Annotated in this window: 14 protein-coding genes and 1 pseudogene; 4 read left to right on the forward strand and 11 right to left on the reverse strand. The window is 72.7% G+C overall.

Going from position 1 to position 15019, the window contains the following annotated elements:
- Positions 1-104: 104 nt before the first annotated feature.
- The 3 genes and pseudogenes from IG08_RS54870 to IG08_RS0139935 form a co-directional block, all read right to left on the reverse strand.
- Positions 105-1349: pseudogene (locus tag IG08_RS54870) on the reverse strand (ABC transporter ATP-binding protein); the annotation flags it as partial.
- A 226-nt stretch (positions 1350-1575) separates the two neighbouring features.
- Positions 1576-2016: a hypothetical protein gene (locus IG08_RS0139930; protein ID WP_030614866.1), complete on the reverse strand. Its 441-nt coding sequence runs from the start codon at positions 2014-2016 to the stop codon at positions 1576-1578.
- The gene (locus IG08_RS0139935) at positions 2007-2696 is read right to left on the reverse strand and encodes an ATP-binding protein (RefSeq protein WP_030614867.1); all 690 of its coding nucleotides are present in this window, start codon (positions 2694-2696) and stop codon (positions 2007-2009) included. The genes IG08_RS0139930 and IG08_RS0139935 overlap by 10 nt, the downstream gene beginning before the upstream one ends.
- A gap of 209 nt (positions 2697-2905) precedes the next feature.
- Between IG08_RS0139935 and IG08_RS0139940 the strand changes: the two genes are divergently transcribed.
- From IG08_RS0139940 to IG08_RS0139950, 3 genes are read left to right on the forward strand one after another with little or no spacing between them, the layout of a single operon-like run.
- Positions 2906-3766 carry a helix-turn-helix domain-containing protein gene (locus tag IG08_RS0139940; protein WP_030614870.1) on the forward strand — a complete coding sequence of 287 codons (861 nt, stop codon included), beginning with the start codon at positions 2906-2908 and terminating at the stop codon, positions 3764-3766.
- Positions 3767-4021, forward strand: a complete 255-nt coding sequence (locus IG08_RS0139945) for a DUF397 domain-containing protein (protein WP_030614873.1) — start codon at positions 3767-3769, stop codon at positions 4019-4021. It begins immediately after the preceding gene.
- A gap of 33 nt (positions 4022-4054) precedes the next feature.
- Positions 4055-4843 carry an SAM-dependent methyltransferase gene (locus tag IG08_RS0139950; protein ID WP_030614880.1) on the forward strand — a complete coding sequence of 263 codons (789 nt, stop codon included), beginning with the start codon at positions 4055-4057 and terminating at the stop codon, positions 4841-4843.
- Between the two features lie 12 nt (positions 4844-4855).
- Here IG08_RS0139950 and IG08_RS0139955 read toward each other — a convergent pair whose 3' ends face one another.
- From IG08_RS0139955 to pdxR, 4 genes are all read right to left on the reverse strand, one after another.
- Complete coding sequence (locus IG08_RS0139955; RefSeq protein WP_030614883.1) at positions 4856-5560, reverse strand: protein-tyrosine phosphatase family protein; 705 nt, start codon at positions 5558-5560, stop codon at positions 4856-4858.
- Positions 5561-5691: 131 nt separating this feature from the next.
- Positions 5692-6609, reverse strand: coding sequence for a hypothetical protein (locus tag IG08_RS0139960; RefSeq protein WP_030614887.1), 918 nt, complete (start codon positions 6607-6609; stop codon positions 5692-5694).
- Positions 6606-8765: a PEP/pyruvate-binding domain-containing protein gene (locus tag IG08_RS0139965; protein WP_030614890.1), complete on the reverse strand. Its 2160-nt coding sequence runs from the start codon at positions 8763-8765 to the stop codon at positions 6606-6608. Before IG08_RS0139965 ends, IG08_RS0139960 begins: the two co-directional genes overlap by 4 nt.
- A gap of 375 nt (positions 8766-9140) precedes the next feature.
- Positions 9141-10562, reverse strand: coding sequence for a MocR-like pyridoxine biosynthesis transcription factor PdxR (gene pdxR, locus IG08_RS0139970; protein WP_030614893.1), 1422 nt, complete (start codon positions 10560-10562; stop codon positions 9141-9143).
- Between the two features lie 47 nt (positions 10563-10609).
- Here pdxR and IG08_RS0139975 point away from each other — a divergent pair, with 47 nt between their 5' ends.
- A complete protein-coding gene (locus tag IG08_RS0139975; protein ID WP_030614896.1) occupies positions 10610-11086 on the forward strand; it encodes a carboxymuconolactone decarboxylase family protein in 477 nt (158 codons plus the stop codon).
- Between the two features lie 146 nt (positions 11087-11232).
- Here IG08_RS0139975 and IG08_RS0139980 read toward each other — a convergent pair whose 3' ends face one another.
- The 4 genes from IG08_RS0139980 to IG08_RS0139995 form a co-directional block, all read right to left on the reverse strand.
- The gene (locus IG08_RS0139980) at positions 11233-12720 is read right to left on the reverse strand and encodes a glutamate synthase subunit beta (protein WP_030614901.1); all 1488 of its coding nucleotides are present in this window, start codon (positions 12718-12720) and stop codon (positions 11233-11235) included.
- Between the two features lie 155 nt (positions 12721-12875).
- Entirely contained in the window at positions 12876-13355 is a 480-nt protein-coding gene (locus IG08_RS0139985; protein ID WP_030614903.1) for an anthrone oxygenase family protein, read from the reverse strand.
- 204 nt (positions 13356-13559) lie between these two features.
- Positions 13560-14243 (reverse strand): DUF2293 domain-containing protein, encoded by a 684-nt coding sequence (locus IG08_RS0139990; RefSeq protein WP_030614906.1) that lies wholly within the window; start codon positions 14241-14243, stop codon positions 13560-13562.
- A 7-nt stretch (positions 14244-14250) separates the two neighbouring features.
- Positions 14251-14931 (reverse strand): NAD(P)-dependent oxidoreductase, encoded by a 681-nt coding sequence (locus IG08_RS0139995; protein ID WP_030614909.1) that lies wholly within the window; start codon positions 14929-14931, stop codon positions 14251-14253.
- Between the last annotated feature and the right edge of the window lie 88 nt (positions 14932-15019).

Consider the following 15019-nt stretch of genomic DNA (forward strand, 5'->3'; position numbering starts at 1 on the left):
GGATTGTTCACGGGGTTCGCGTAGGGGCAATGTTCACGTGCTTGGACTGGTGACGCGCGCCCCTGGTCACCACGCAGAGCGTGTTCATCTCCGCCTGGCCCCTACACCGTGAGCGTCACGTCGTCGAGCGCGGGGCGGGTCGCCTCACCCGGGTAGCTGAAGCCGACGTTCTCGAACCGGATCTCGCGCGGATCCTCCGGCAGTGCGGCCCCGCCCACCGGGATCGCCCGCTCGGCCGCCTCGGTGTAGAGCCGCTGCAGATCGCCGACGAACAGGGCCTCCTCGTGCAGGGCGTTGACCTCCACGACGAGCGTGTCGAGGCTCTGCGAACCGGTGCGGATGGCGATCACGGCCGTACCCGCCACCGACAGCGCCATCGCACCGGCCAGCAGCAGCCCGCCCAGCGTCGCGTACGTCGCCGACGTCGCCAGGCCTGTCCAGCCCGCCGCGATCAGTCCCGTACGGGCCGCCAACCGCGCCAGCCGGGTCTGCTCCGCCTCCGCCGTCTCGGACATCGACCGGAAGTGCCGCAGCAGGAACGGACCCACCCCGTGCACCCGGATCTCGGGCGCCGCCTGGGGCTCGATCAGCAGCGCCCCGAGCAGCCGGCCCGCGCGCTCGTGCTGCACCCAGGCGTGGAACGACTCGTACCGGCGGCGCGCCATCGTCAGCGCGCTCCACGCGCTCGGCAGGGTCATCGTGACCAGCAGCGGCAGCAGCGCCGGGTGCAGCACGGTCAGTACGCCCGCCGCCGCGATCAGCGAGATCGCCGCGTTCACCACGCGCGTGGCGTACGAGATCATCCGGCGGGCCGAGGCGGCACCGTACTGCGCGGTGTCCAGCAGCTTGTGGAAGGCGTGGTCCTCGATCGCGGCCAGCTCCACGGCCGCCGCCCGCTCCAGATACCGCTCCGTCGCCACCCGCTCCACCTTGGGCTCGAGGCGCCCGGTGGCGTACGTCGACGCGGCCCGCAGCAGCGCTCCTACGAGCATGACGGCGGCCATCGTGACCAGTGCGGGGACGGCACCGCGCAGCCGGTCCTCCAGGGCGCCGCCGCCGATCAGCCGGCCCAGCACGCTGTTGACCGCGAGGAGGCTCACCGCCTGGGCCAGACCCCGGGCCAGCTCGGCGGCCAGTACGGTCCGCGCCGCGCCCCGGTCGGCCTGCCAGGCGAGCCGGAAACTGGCCGTCAGCAGGGACGGCAGCCGCGTGACCATGGCCCGGAAGCTCAGCTCCAGAAACGCGTCCGCGTGCGAGTTCCACCCCATGTCGTAGCGCAACGGACCGCCGAAGAGCAGCTGCTCCGACTCGGATACTTCGGGTTTCTCGGGGTCGCGCTTCTTCCCCACCCTTGACCTCCCCCGACCGTGGCCGAACGGCCACTATCGCGGGGCGGACCGTCGGCGGGCAGGGCGCATGGGGGAGAGGGTGGAATGCGCGGGCGCACACCTGTGGACGCCGGGCCGGACGGTTTCCCTGGGGGCGCGGGGCTGTATCGATTTGCGGCTCCGCCGCGTGGGCGCGACCAACCCCCACCGGCCCGCACGCCAAGGACGACGCGCAGGCCCCGGACCGCTACGCGCTGACGGGCCGAGACCAGGAAGGAGTAGTCCCAGTAACCCGGCACAGCGCCAGATACAGCGGTATCGGCGGCGTGTACGGAAGCGTGCCGTCCGGCCGGTGGATCAGGTCAGGGACACACGGGGCGTCATGGACGACCGCTCCGGTCACGTACTGCACGGGGGTGGGCCACTCCAGCGCGTAGTCGGAGTCGGCGGGAACGATCCACCACCAGTGCGCCTCATCGGCGTAGACGCACCCCACCCTCGGCAGTCGTGGCATGACCAGCGGGCCGAGCAGGGCCGGCACCGCCACCGCGTCGCAGCCCAGCGGGGCCGTCATGCCCTCCGGCACGGACAGGCGCCGCGGGACTCCCGCCGCGCGCAGCCCGCGTCCGAGGCGGACCAGCGTGTCCAGGGTCAGTACCTGGCCGCCGGATCCGATCCTCACGCCCATGCGCCCCCCGTCCCGTGGCCGCGCGCTTCCACTTCCGGTGCGGCCGCCGTGCCGTGCTGGGCCTCCGCCTCGTCCTCTCCCCCCGAGCCGCCGGACGGCCCGGGCTTCGGGCGCGCCCCCCACCCCAGGTCGCCCCGCGCGCCGGCGTCCTCGCGAGGCTCGTCGGCCTGGCGGGGCAGCTCCGCCCAGACCAGCAGGCCGGGGCCGTGCTCGTGGGCGCCCCAGGCGTGGCTCAGGGACTCGACGAGGAGCAATCCCCTCCCGTGCTCCTCCTCGGGCCGCTGCGGGGACGGGCACGGCTCGCCCGGAGCCCAACCCTCGTCACGGACGGCTATACGCACCAGATCGTCATCGTCGTGGAGCTCGCAGACCACACGACGGCTGGCGGTGTGCACGATGGCGTTGGTGACGAGTTCGGAGACCACGAGGGCCGCCGTGTCACACGTGTCCTCGCAGACCGACCAGCCGGTCAGTCTGGCCCTCGTCAGGCGTCTGGCCTGCGCGGGAGAACCCGGATGCGCGGCCAGCTCGAATCGGAACCGGCGCGCAGCAGCGGCCCTGTCGGGGCCCACTCCCACGGCAGCGCCGAGACCGGTGGGGCGGTCCGCAGTGGCGTCTGTTCCTAAGGGCGGGGACGGAATCACGCTTGCCACTATCGCCCCGGCGTGAACACTTGGCAAGTGTCACTCTGAAAAATGCAGAGTGCTGTATGACGCGGTGAAGCGCCGTGGCACACTGCTCGCAACAGCACGTCGAGCGGCGCCAGTTGGGATCACCGGAGACCCGTACGTATCCGTACAGATCTTCGAATAGGTCTTCGAATGGCGCCGTAGGGCTGTCAGCATGCTTTTCGAGGATTTTGTGTTCGAGGATTTGGTGGAGGTGGAGGGTGAGCGAACCGCGGTCCGCGCCGACGGTCGGCCAGGTCGTGCTCGGCCGACGCCTGCTGGACCTGCGGGAACGCGCCGGGCTCAGGCGTGAGGAAGCCGCCCGTATCCTTCGCGTCGCCCCCGCCACGGTCCGCCGTATGGAAATGGCCGAGGTCGGGCTCAAGATCCCGTACCTCCAACTCCTGCTGAAGGCCTACGGAGTCTCCGACGAGGAGGCCGATGGCTTCGTCCAGCTCGCCGAGGACGCCAACCGGCCCGGCTGGTGGCAGCGGTTCCACGACGTCCTGCCCGGCTGGTTCTCGATGCACGTCAGCCTGGAGGGCGCGGCCGGCCTCATCCGCCAGTACGAGCCGCACTTCGTGCCCGGACTGCTGCAGACCGAGGACTACGCGCGTGGCGTACTGCAGTCGGGCGCCATCGGCCAGACCAGCCCCGACGACATCGAGCGCCATGTCGCCCTGCGCATGGAACGCCAGGGACTGCTCACCCGTCAGGACGCGCCCCGTTTGTGGGTCGTCATGGACGAGACCGTGCTGCGCCGCCCCGTCGGCGGCCCGGAGGTGATGCGTGCCCAGATCGACAAACTGCTCGAGGTCACGAAGCTGTCCAATGTGACGCTGCAGGTCGCCCCGTTCGCCAACGGACCGCACCCCGGCACGTACGGACCCTTCGTGCTCTTCCGATTTGCCGTGCCCGAACTTCCGGACATGGTCTACAGCGAGTACCTGACCGGCGCCGTCTACCTGGACGCGCGTGCCGAGGTGGCGACCCACCTCGAGGTCATGGACCGCATGGCGGCGCAGGCCGCTACAGCACATCGCACGAAGGAGATCCTCAAGGATCTCCGCAAGGAGCTGTGAATGGATCGCATCAAGCCGCGCATACCCGTCTACAACGGCATGCCCGCCCGGGAGTTGGGGAGCGAAGGCTGGCACAAGCCGTGGAGCGGCGGCAACGGCGGCAACTGCCTGGAGGCGATGAAGCTCGCCGACGGCCGCATCGCCGTCCGCCAGTCCACCGACCCGGACGGTCCGGCGCTGATCTACACCACGGACGAGATGACGGCCTTCATCCAAGGGGCGAAGGCGGGGGAGGCGGACTTCCTGCTGTCATGACCTGCTTGGTGCTGAATTGATGGGTACTGATTAATGGTTGAGATCGACACCGGCAAGCCGCATCCCGCGCGGATGTACGACTGGTACCTCGGCGGCAAGGACAACTACCCCGTCGACCAGGCGATGGGCCGTCAGATGCTCGCCCTCGACCCGCGCGTGCCGGTGATGGCGCGGGTCAACCGGGCGTTCATGCAGCGGGCCACGCGCCGGCTGGCGGAAGACGGCGTACGGCAGTTCCTGGACGTCGGCACCGGCATTCCCACCGAGCCCAACCTCCACCAGATCGCTCAGCAGGTCGCGCCGGGGGCGCGCGTCGTCTACTGCGACAACGACCCGATCGTCCTGGCCCAGGCCGCCGCCCTGCTGAGCGGCACGGCGGAAGGGGCGACCGAGTACCTCCAGGCCGACTTCCGGGACCCGGACGCCATCCTGGAGGGCGCGAGGAAGGTCCTGGACCTCAACCGTCCGATCGCGCTCTCGCTCGTCGCGCTGCTGCACTTCGTCTCCGACGAGGACGGCGCGCACGAGCTGGTCCGCCGGCTGCTCGCCGAACTGCCCTCCGGCAGTTACCTGGTGGCCAGTCACGCGACGGCCGACTTCACGCCCGAGGAGTCGAAGGCGGCCACCGAGAAGCTCAAGGCCGCCGGTGTCACGCTGGCCCTGCGCTCCCGCGAGGAGTTCACCCGCTTCTTCGACGGCCTGGAACTCGTCGAACCCGGCGTCGAGGTACCGCAGTTGTGGCACCCCGAGCTGGGGGAGCCGGTGCCCGGGCAGGACGACGGGGTGATTCCGGGGTACGGGGCGGTGGGGCGCAAGCCCTAGTTCCGCCGGGTGCTACACCCACGACCACATGCGCCGGGGAGCGTCCACCAGCCGGCTGACGGCCACCACCGGCAGGGGCGGCTGCTTCGCTTCTTGCCGGCCCAGGCTGAGCCCGTAGTAGATCTGCTCGATCGACGGCGGTCCGACCGCGAGGTTGCGCCGGACCGCCGCTGCGGACGACTCCTCACCGGTCTGCACGAGATACGCCGCCGCCATCGTGCCCGTACGCCCGACGCCCGCGCCGCAGTGCACGAACACCGGCCCGGACGACTTGGCGACGACGTCCAGGAAGCGCTGCACCTGCTCGGACTTCGGCGTCTGCCCGTCACGGATGGGCAGCCGTACGACGTTCAGGCCGGCCTCGCGCGGTCCTGCGAGCTGGGACGCGCTGAGGTCCTCGGCGCGCAGGTCGACGACCGTGGTGAAGCCCATGCTCGCCAGCGACCGGTACCCGGCGGGGGAGGGGGCGGCGCCGCGCCACAGCAGTCCGTCGGTGTCGACCGGCTGGAAGTTGTGGATGCCCTGCACGGTCCGGGTGCCCGCCGGGGCACCGGTCTCCTCGCGTACCCAGTACGACACGGCGAGGATGCCCAGCGCGCCGGTGGCCCACAGGGCGAGGTAACCGACGGCGAGGCCGAGGAGGATGCGCAGGGTGCGCCGTTGCAGCGGGCGCTTGTGGAAGGCAGGGCGGGGCAGAGTAGCGGTGAGGACAGCCATGGGCGACCAGGGGGACTAGGGGACGCGGACGCCTTCGCATGGTAACCCGGGACCCGATGGGCCGTCTTGTCCGTGTACGCCCGCATATGTGGCCCTTATGTACAGCTCTTGTGTGCAGCCCTTACGGCCGCTCAGTCGTCGTCGGTGTCCGCGTCACCGATGCCGACCACCGTGAGGTGGGCCCGCTCCAAGGTCGCGTCCTCCAGGCAGCCGCGCAGCCGCATCCGGTCGTGGTCGGTGAGCGGGGGCCGTACGACACCGGCGAACAGGCCGTTGCCCAGGTCGCCGAGGGTCGCGTGGCTCAGTGGAACGGAGGTCGAGTCCCGGCAGCGCTCCCAGATCTGCTCCGCGGCCAGGGAGCGCCGCGCGGCCGTCATGTCCGTGCCGCGCATGTCGACCTGGACGACCACGGAGGTCGCGGCGCTGTCGTTCCTGTCCTCGTCCCGGGTCTGGGTGAGGTCGGCGAGCCCCGCGACGAGCGCGCCGAGCAGGGCGACGCCCAGCACGCCGACGGCGGTCACGCGCGCGGTGCGGCCCCGGGAACGGGGAGCGATCAGCGGCGGCAGGTCCTCCAGATCGTCGTGCGCGGCGGGGTCGGGCGCGGTGAGGACGGCCAGCCGTCCGGCGAGCCGCCGCTCGGCGGGCTTGGCCGTCGCCGACGCGATCCGCTGCACCACCCAGGCGATCCCGGACAGCAGCACACCGGTGACCATGAGCACCGGCACGAACACGTAGGTGCGCTCCGCCGGGTCCTCCAGCCACCGGAACCGGCCGCTGATCTCCGGCTCGGGCGCGCCGCGCAGCCTGGCCAGCGCGTCCTCCTGCCGTGCCGCCATCTCCCGCTGCCGCCGGTCCGAGTCGCGCAGCCGGTCCTCGATCCGGGTCAGCCGCCCCAGCAGCACGATGCCGAGCAGCATCACCTCGACGACCAGCAGCAGCACCCCGCACAACAGGGCCCGCTGCCACTGCCACCGGTACAGATAGACGACGAGGTACGTCCCCGTCCCGGCCGCGGCCAGGCCTGCGAAGACGTAGGCGATCTTCCTCATGGCGCGTCCCCCGGCTGTACGTCACCGCTCGTCCCGTCGACGGTCAGACGGGAGCCGGCCGGGAAACGCCGCACGGCGTCCGTGGCACCGACGACCGCGGGCAGGCCGAACTCCCGGGCCAGCACGGCGAGATGGGACAAGGGGCTGCCGGTCTGGGCGACCAGGCCGGTGAGGCCGGGCAGCAGCGGGGCGAGTGCGGGGTCCAGGGTGCGCACGACGAGCACCGCGTCCGGCGGCCGGGCACCCGTCCCGTCCCAGACCGTCCCGACCGCGCGTCCACCGGACACGCCCCGCCCCTCGTCCCCGTCACTCCGCTCGGCCACGACCGTGCCGTCCGCGAGCCGGAAGGCGTCCGGCAGCGGCGGCGACTCGGCCGACGGCACCCGCTCGGCCAGACCGCCGGGCAGCGCCCCGTCGTCGAGGGCGGCGACGAGCTCCGGCCAGCGCAGCAGCCCCACGCGCCCGTCGTCCAACGCCAGCCGCCGCGCCGCCTCCCGCACAAGCCTGACCTGCAGCTCCTGCACCCAGCGAATCCGGAGACGGAGGGCCTCGCGGGGCGGGAGGGCGGGGATGGGGGAGCGGTGTGGGGTGGGGCGTTCGCCCGCGGCGACCGCGAGCGGTGCGGGGTGGCCCGTGGGTGTCTGTTCGTGGCCAAGCTGCTCCACGGTCGGTGTCCCCGGCTCCGGTACGGCCGCGCCGGAACTCGGGGGCAACCTCCTCCGCCCCCGCACGCTCGGCGCGGTCAGCGCAAGGACCACGGGCTCCTCGGCGACCACTTGGTCGTCGGGCACGCCCCGGGCGCGGGCCTCGGACAGGGCGGTCAGGGCCGTACCCGCCGCCGTGCGGTTCTTCGGCGGGTCGCGCAACAGGGCGCCCGCGAGGGTCTCCTGGGCGTGCAGGGACACCAGGACCGCGCGGGTCCAGCGAAGCTCCGTGGCCAGGGCGGGCAAGGGGAGTGCGGCGGGTGACGGGATCCGCGCCAGGCGGGCGTCGACGTCGGCCACCAGGTCCGTCGCGAGGCCGGGGAGCGCCGCGCTCAGGCGGCCCACCCGCCAGGCCGAGCCGAGCCTGCGCGCGCCCGGCGCAGGGTTGAGCAGCGCGAGCCACCGGTGCCGCGGAGGCACGGTACCGAGCAGACGCAGGTCGGCCGCGGCCCGCCCGCCGACCGTGGTGACCACCGGCACGGTCCGCAGCAGCCGGCGCGGTGCGCTGCCCCCGATGTCCAGTGCGGCGGCGAGCCCGCGGGCCATGGGCGCCACCCACAGGTCCTCCTCCAGCGGTGCCAGCTGCTCCGGCAGCGTCTCGGCGACCGGACCGGGCCCGAGCAGCCGTGCCCGGCGCGGCGGCCGCGCCGCCATCGCCGTGATGGGCCGGCTCTGGAACAGCCACAGCCGTCCGTCCGCGTCGAAGCCGAACTCGATGTCCTGCGGCCCACCGAAGACCCGCCGGGCCTGCCGCGCGAGCCGCGCCAGGTGGGCCAGTTCGGAGCGGGTGAGCAGTGCGTCGGCCCGCGGCGGGTCCGTCCGCAGGAGACGTCCGTGCCGGCTCAGCCAGTAGTCGGTCCCGGCCTGCTCACCGCTGACCAGGGTGTCCGGCCCGCCGCGTACCGCGCTCACCAGCATCCGGTCGGCCCGCCCCTCGACGGGGTCGGCACCGAACATCACCCCGCCGACACGGGCGGTGAGCATCGGCTGCACGAGCACCGCCATCGGTGCCGTGGACCCGTCGGGCCGGTGCGCCGAGTCGAGCACGGTCGCCACCGCCGTACGGAAGGCCCGCCAGCCCCGCACGTCCAGCACGGAGGCGAACTGGCCCGCCAGGGACGACTCCTCCGTGTCCTCCTGCGGCGACGAGGACCGGACGACGAGGGAGCGGGCGCCGCCGTCCGAGAGTTCATTCCAGGCGCGACGCAGAGCGGTCTCGTCGGTGCCCGCGCCGTCGGGTATCACGAAGCCGGGGAGCACCGGCAGTCCGGCACCGACCGCGCGGGCGAGGTTCGCGGCCTTGGAGCCTGCTGCTCGGGGGACTGCGGCGACGGGCTGCTCCAGCGGGACGGTGGCCGGGCCGTACGCCTCGACCGGGCCGGGCGCGACCTCGCCCCGGCGACCGTCCCCGTCGCGTGCACCCTCTCCGTGACGTTCATCGAGCGTCGTCATCGAACACCCTCCAGGACCGGCCGCCAACAGGGGGGACGCGCTGGGGTGGCCCTGCGCCTGACGGCAGAACGAAGGATGGGGACGGACCGCTGCCGGACCCGGACCTGGCACGACCTCAGGAACCGGGGGCGACGGCAGCACGCCTCCTGTTTCGATGATCCCACCGCTGTTTTGATTCATGTAGCCCGGAAGCCACTTTTCGGTCATATCGCCGGAGAAATCCGGAGGGGGCAGGAGGGCGCCCGGGCGGCTGGTCCAGCCGCAGCAGTCCTGGGGTCGTTCCTGGGCAGGAGGGGGCGCGGGGCAGGCTCATCCGGAGGCAGGATCCCGTGGCTCGGCGGGCGGCGGGTTCGCCCGGAGACAGGGCCGCGTGGCTCACTCCGGCGGCAGCGCCCCGCACAGTGCCTCCAGCGCCGCCCCGTACGCGTGCTCCGAGGGCGTCGCGTAGCCCACGACCAGCCCGTCGTGCGCCGTCATGTCCGTCTCCGGGTGCCGGAACCCGGCGAGTCCGTCGAGGGCGATGCCCTGCCAGGCGGCGGCCTTGACGGTCGACGGCTCGGTGCCCGGCGGCAGCCTCAGTACGGCGTGCAGCCCGGCCGCGACACCGGTGACCTCGACGTGCGGCGCGTGCGTGGCGAGCGCCGCGACGAGACGGTCCCGGCGACTCCGGTACCGCTGCCGCATACGCCGTACGTGACGGTCGTACGCCCCGGAGGAGATGAAATCCGCGAGGCTCAGCTGATCCGGCACGCTCGCCCACGCCTCGCGCTCGCCCTTCGCCGCGAGCACGTCGCCCACGTACCGCTCGGGGAGCACCATCCACCCCAGCCGCACCGCGGGCGACAGGCTCTTGCTGACCGAGCCGATGAGGATCACCCGCTCGGGGTCGAGGCTCTGGAGGGCCCCGACGGGCTTGCGGTCGTAACGGAACTCCCCGTCGTAGTCGTCCTCCAGCACGACCCCGCCACGCGCGCGTGCCCAGTCGATCACCGCGGCACGGCGCTCGGCGTGCAGCGGTCCGCCGGTCGGGAACTGATGCGCGGGCGTGAGCAGTACGGCCCGCTCCCGCCCCAATTCGCTGACGCGTGCCCCGTGTTCGTCGATCGGGAGGGGTACGGTCCGGACCCCCGCTGCCGCGAGCAACTCCCGGTGGAAGCTCAGCCCGTACGCCTCCACGGCCAGCGGGCCGCGCAGGACCGCCGCTCCGATTCCTCCGAAGAGCAGCCGCAGCCCGTGCGCGAAGCCGGAACAGACGACGATCCGGTCCGGCTCGGTGCGCACGCCACGCGCGCGTGCCAGGTACTCGGCGAGGGCTTCCCGCAGTTCGACGCGGCCGGCCGGGTCACCCGGCCCGAACACCTCGTTGGGAGCCTGCTGGAGGGCCCGCCGGTAGGAGGCGAGCCAGGCCGCGCGCGGGAACGCCGACGCGTCCGGGGTGCCCTGCCGGAGGTCGTGCCGCGGTCCACGCGCGCGTGGAGGTTGTTTCGCGGGTGTTCCTACGGCGCCTCGCAGCGGCTCCGCTCGCTCGGCGACCAGGGTCCCCGAGCCCTGGCGGGCGGTGAGCCAGCCCTCCGCGACGAGCTCCGCGTACGCGTCGGCCACCGTGTTGCGGGCGACGCCCAGGTCGGCGGCGAGCGAGCGGTACGGCGGCAGCCGGGTGCCGGGAGCGAGCCGCCCGCCGCGCACGGCCTCCCGCAGCGCCCGGATCAACGCGGCCCTGCGCCCGCCCGGCCCGGACAGCTCCAGGTGCAGGTCGGCCCCGAGCCGCTCCGCGTAATTGACCCACGAATCCGTCATGGAAATGCACCCTACAGCCGGTCTTTCCGGCCCATAGATTGATCCACATGACAACGAACACGAACACGGTGACCCGGACCCGCCTGGACTTCGCGAAGACCGCCCCGAAGGTCTTCCGCGCCCTCATCGGCTTCGACGCCGCCGCCCGCGAGGGCCTGGACCCGGCCCTCGTCGAACTGATCCAGATCCGCGCCTCGCACCTCAACCACTGCGCCTACTGCCTGCACATGCACACGAATGACGCCCGCAAGGCCGGCGAGAGCGAGGACCGGCTCCACATGGTCGCCGTCTGGCGCGAGGCCCGCCACTTCTTCACCGAGAAGGAACAGGCCGCCCTCGCCCTCACGGAGGCGGTGACCCTGGTGGCCGACGGGGGCGTCCCGGACGACGTCTACGCCGAGGCCGCGGCCCACTTCGACGAGCAGGAACTGGCCCACGTACTGGCCCTGATCCTCACCATCAACACCTGGAACCGGGTGGCCTTGTCGACAGCGAAGGCAGCGGGCACGGACGAGCGGCGCTGAGCCGGGGCGGGCGGGCGCGGGTGAGTGGCGCTGAGCCGGGTCACGCGGGCGCAGGTGAGTGGGGCTGAGTCGGGTCGCGCGGACGCGGCGAGTGGTGCTGTGCCCGGCTCACGCGGTGGACAGGGGCGAGCGGCGCTGAGCCCGGCTCACACCGTCATCGGGCGGTCGTACGGTCCGATGGGTGCCGGAAGCCGCGAACTCCCCGTCAGGTAACGGTCGACGGCCGCCGCCACCGCCCGCCCCTCCGCGATCGCCCACACGATCAGTGACTGCCCGCGCGCGGCGTCCCCGGCGGCGAACACGCCGCAGGCACTCGTCGCGAACTCGGGGTCCCGCGTGATCGTGCCGCGGGGGTCCATCGCCAGCCCCAGCTGGTCCACGAGCCCGTCCCTGCGGTCGGGCCCGGAGAAGCCGAGGGCGAGCAGCACCAGGTCGGCGGGGAGCGACCGCCCGGTCCCCGCCACCGGCTGCCGCCGCGTGTCCACCTCGGTCAGGTGCAACGACCGCACCTGCCCGTCCGCGTCCCCGGTGAAGCGGAGCGTGGACGCCGCGAACAGCCGCGCGTCCGCGTCCGCCGCCGGCGTGGTCTCCAGATCGCGGGCCTCCTCGTGCGCCGCCGACAGCCGGTAGATCTTCGGATACGTCGGCCAGGGCTCGACGTCCTCGTCGCGCTCGGCGTCCGGCTGGGCGTAGATGTCCAACTGCGTTACGGACGCGGCCCCTTCCCGCACCGCGGTACCGAGACAGTCGGCCCCCGTGTCACCACCGCCGACGATGACGACGTGCTTCCCGGCGGCGGACATCGGGGAGGTCTCCAGATCGCCCTCGCACACCCGGTTGGCCAGCGGCAGATACTCCATGGCCTGGTGGATCCCGGCCAACTCCCGCCCTGGTACGTCGAGTTCACGCCACGCTGTCGCTCCCGTGGCGATCACCACGGCGTCGTAGCGCGCCCGCAGTTCCGCGGCGCCGATGTCCCGCCCGACGGCGGTGGACGTACGGAACTTGGTGCCCTCGGCGCGCATCTGCTCGATCCGCCGCTCCAGATGGTGCTTCTCCATCTTGAACGCGGGGATGCCGTACCGCATCAGCCCGCCGAGCCGGTCGTCCTTCTCGTACACGGCGACGGTGTGCCCGGCCCGCGTGAGCTGCTGTGCCGCGGCAAGCCCGGTGGGCCCCGAGCCGATCACCGCGACGGTCCGTCCGGACAGCCGGTCCGGCGGACGCGGCGGCGCGAAACCGTCCGTCCACGCCCGGTCGGCGATCGCGACCTCGACGTTCTTGATGGTGACCGCGGGCTGGTTGATGGCGAGCACGCATCCCGCCTCGCACGGCGCCGGACACAACCGCCCGGTGAACTCGGGGAAGTTGTTGGTGGCGTGCAGCCGGTCCGCGGCCGCCCGCCAGTCGTCCCGGCTGACCAGGTCGTTCCACTCGGGGATCAGGTTCCCCAGCGGACAGGCGTCGTGGCAGAACGGTATGCCGCAGTCCATGCAGCGGTCGGCCTGCTTGTTGATGATGGGCAGCAGCGCTCGGGGGACGTAGACCTCGTCCCAGTCCCGGACCCGCTCCTCGACGGGCCTACGGGCCCAGTCCTGGCGAGGCGTGGTCATGAATCCCTTGGGATCGGCCATGGCCGTCTTCCTTGCGTACGCGTGTGACGCTTTCGCGTCCGACGTGGCCGTGCGTCATCGGGCGGCACTCTTACGGCACTTCTGTGGCGCTTCCGTGGCACTTCTTTCGGCCACGATACGTCTCATCGGCCACGGGTGCCGCCCCACGGGCTCCCTCAGGTGAGAGCCAGCACATACGCCACCGCGGCGGCGGCCGAGGCGCCCATGCGGACGTGGTTCCACATCGTCCACTCGCGCACATACGTCGGCCAGTACGCGGCCGCCTCCGGGGTGCCCGGGTCCAGCTTGAGCAGGGTGTCGTTGCGCGGCACGTTCGCCACCATGGTCAGCCCGAACGAGCCGAACAGGTACAGCGCGCTGCCCACCAGCAGCTCCGCCGTCCCCTCGTCCGGCCACAGCACGAACGTCACCACCGCGATCACCGCACACAGCACCGCCGACCCGGCGAACACGGCCATGAACGCCGGCCGCACCGCGGTCACGTTGATCGCGTTCATCGCGGCGACGCCCTGCGCCGGCGGCAGCGCGGCGAGCCCACGCATCACGAAGGTCGAGAAGGCGCAGAAGACCCCGGCGGTCAGCCCGGTGCCGAGCACGCCCAGCACGATCAGGACGAAGTACGGTCCATCGATCATCACAACATCAACTCCCCCATCCAGCCGAGATCCTTCCCGGCACCACCCGTCATCACAAGTGAATCTCCGGTCGAGAACACCTGCCATGGCCGAGTCGCGCGGGGGCATGCGCGAGCGTCCACGCCGGGGCGTGGGGCGGGTGTCCTGGGTGTCCGTCGATCGGCCCGGCACCTCATGGACCGCCGCTCTCCACGCGCTCCCTGCTCACTCCCGCCACCCCCGCAACACCGCCTCGACATCCCTCGCGATCCGACGCCGCGCCTCATGCCGGACCACCCCGCTCATCAGCAACTCGTCGTACGGCGTGTCCACATGCCGTACGGACGCCACGACCGCCGAGGTCACCGCCCCCTCCGACAGCGCCCGCCCCGGCGCACTCCGGCCGATCCGCCCACTGCCCCGCGCGGAAGCATGCGTGGCGATCCCTCGCGCCCGGTCCGCCGGGCACCCCGGAAACAGCCGTCGTACCTCCGCCGCGAACGCCTCGGCGAACCGCACGTCCTCGGCCGCCCGCCGTGCGGCATCCCGCGCCCGACGCCGCCGCCGCGCCTCCGCGTCCGCCAGGCAGCGCTCCTCGGCCCGCGCCAGCCCCGCCTCCTCGACGAGGACGCCCTGCCGCTCGTAACGCCCCTTGCGCCGGTTGAAGCGCACGACGACCGCCGACAGCCCGCTCTCCTCCCGCGACCGCCGCGTCAGCGCCGTGTCGCCGCGCGGCAGGAACACCAGGTGCCCGAGATCGGCACAGTCCAGGCAGCGCGGCGCCCCGCCCTCGACGACGAGCAGCGACAGCGGCCCGCCACGGCACTCGGCACAGTGCCGCCTCCGCAGGGGCTGGACGACGAGAAGCCCGGTGCGAGTCGGGATCGGGGGAGTCGCGAGACCTGCCATGAGTGATTCATTCCCCTGACGGACCGCACACCGACACCCGCGTACGGTGCCGCGTCGGCGTCTCGATCTCGTCGAGCACCGCCACCGCGAGATCCGCGTACGACAGGACGGCCGCACCGTCGGGAACCCGCTCACCGCCGAGCCGGTACCGTCCGGTGCGCGCGGCGGCCTGCTCCAGCCCGCCGCCCGGCGTGAGCATCAGCCAGTCGACAGGGCCGTCGGCCGCCTCCCGCAGCCGCCGCAGACCTGCCGTGTGCGCCAGCGCGAACGGCCGTATCTCCGGCGGAAACACCGCGGGATCGTCCATCACCGGCCGCCCGTCCGCGCCCAGAAGGTTCGCGAACAGCCCGACGGCGACAAGCCGCCGTACCCCCGAGGCGGCGAGCCCGCCCAGCAGCGCGTCCGCCGCCTTGACGAAGAACTCCGGATCGAGCGAGTCGAAGCCCTGCTCCGGGCCGCTGAACGGCGACACGGCGTGTACGGCCGCGACATGTCCGCCCACCACGGCACCCACCGAACCGGGATCCGTCACATCGCCGCGCACGACGGCCACGCCGTTCGCCCTGAGGTCCGGATGCCGCCCCGGATCGCGCACCACTGCCGTCACCTCGTATCCCCTCCCGCGCGCCTCGCCCGTCACCGCCCGCCCGGCCCGTCCGCCGGCTCCGAACACCACGATCCCGCCCATGCCCAACCTCCTTGCCCAGCACCGCACTTCACGGCCCGAGCTGGACGTTAGGCGCGGGATGGCCGGTTACCGCAACGGAACCGGCGCT

Origin of the sequence: Streptomyces fulvoviolaceus (assembly GCF_000718165.1) — a bacterium.
Lineage (GTDB): Bacteria > Actinomycetota > Actinomycetes > Streptomycetales > Streptomycetaceae > Streptomyces > Streptomyces fulvoviolaceus.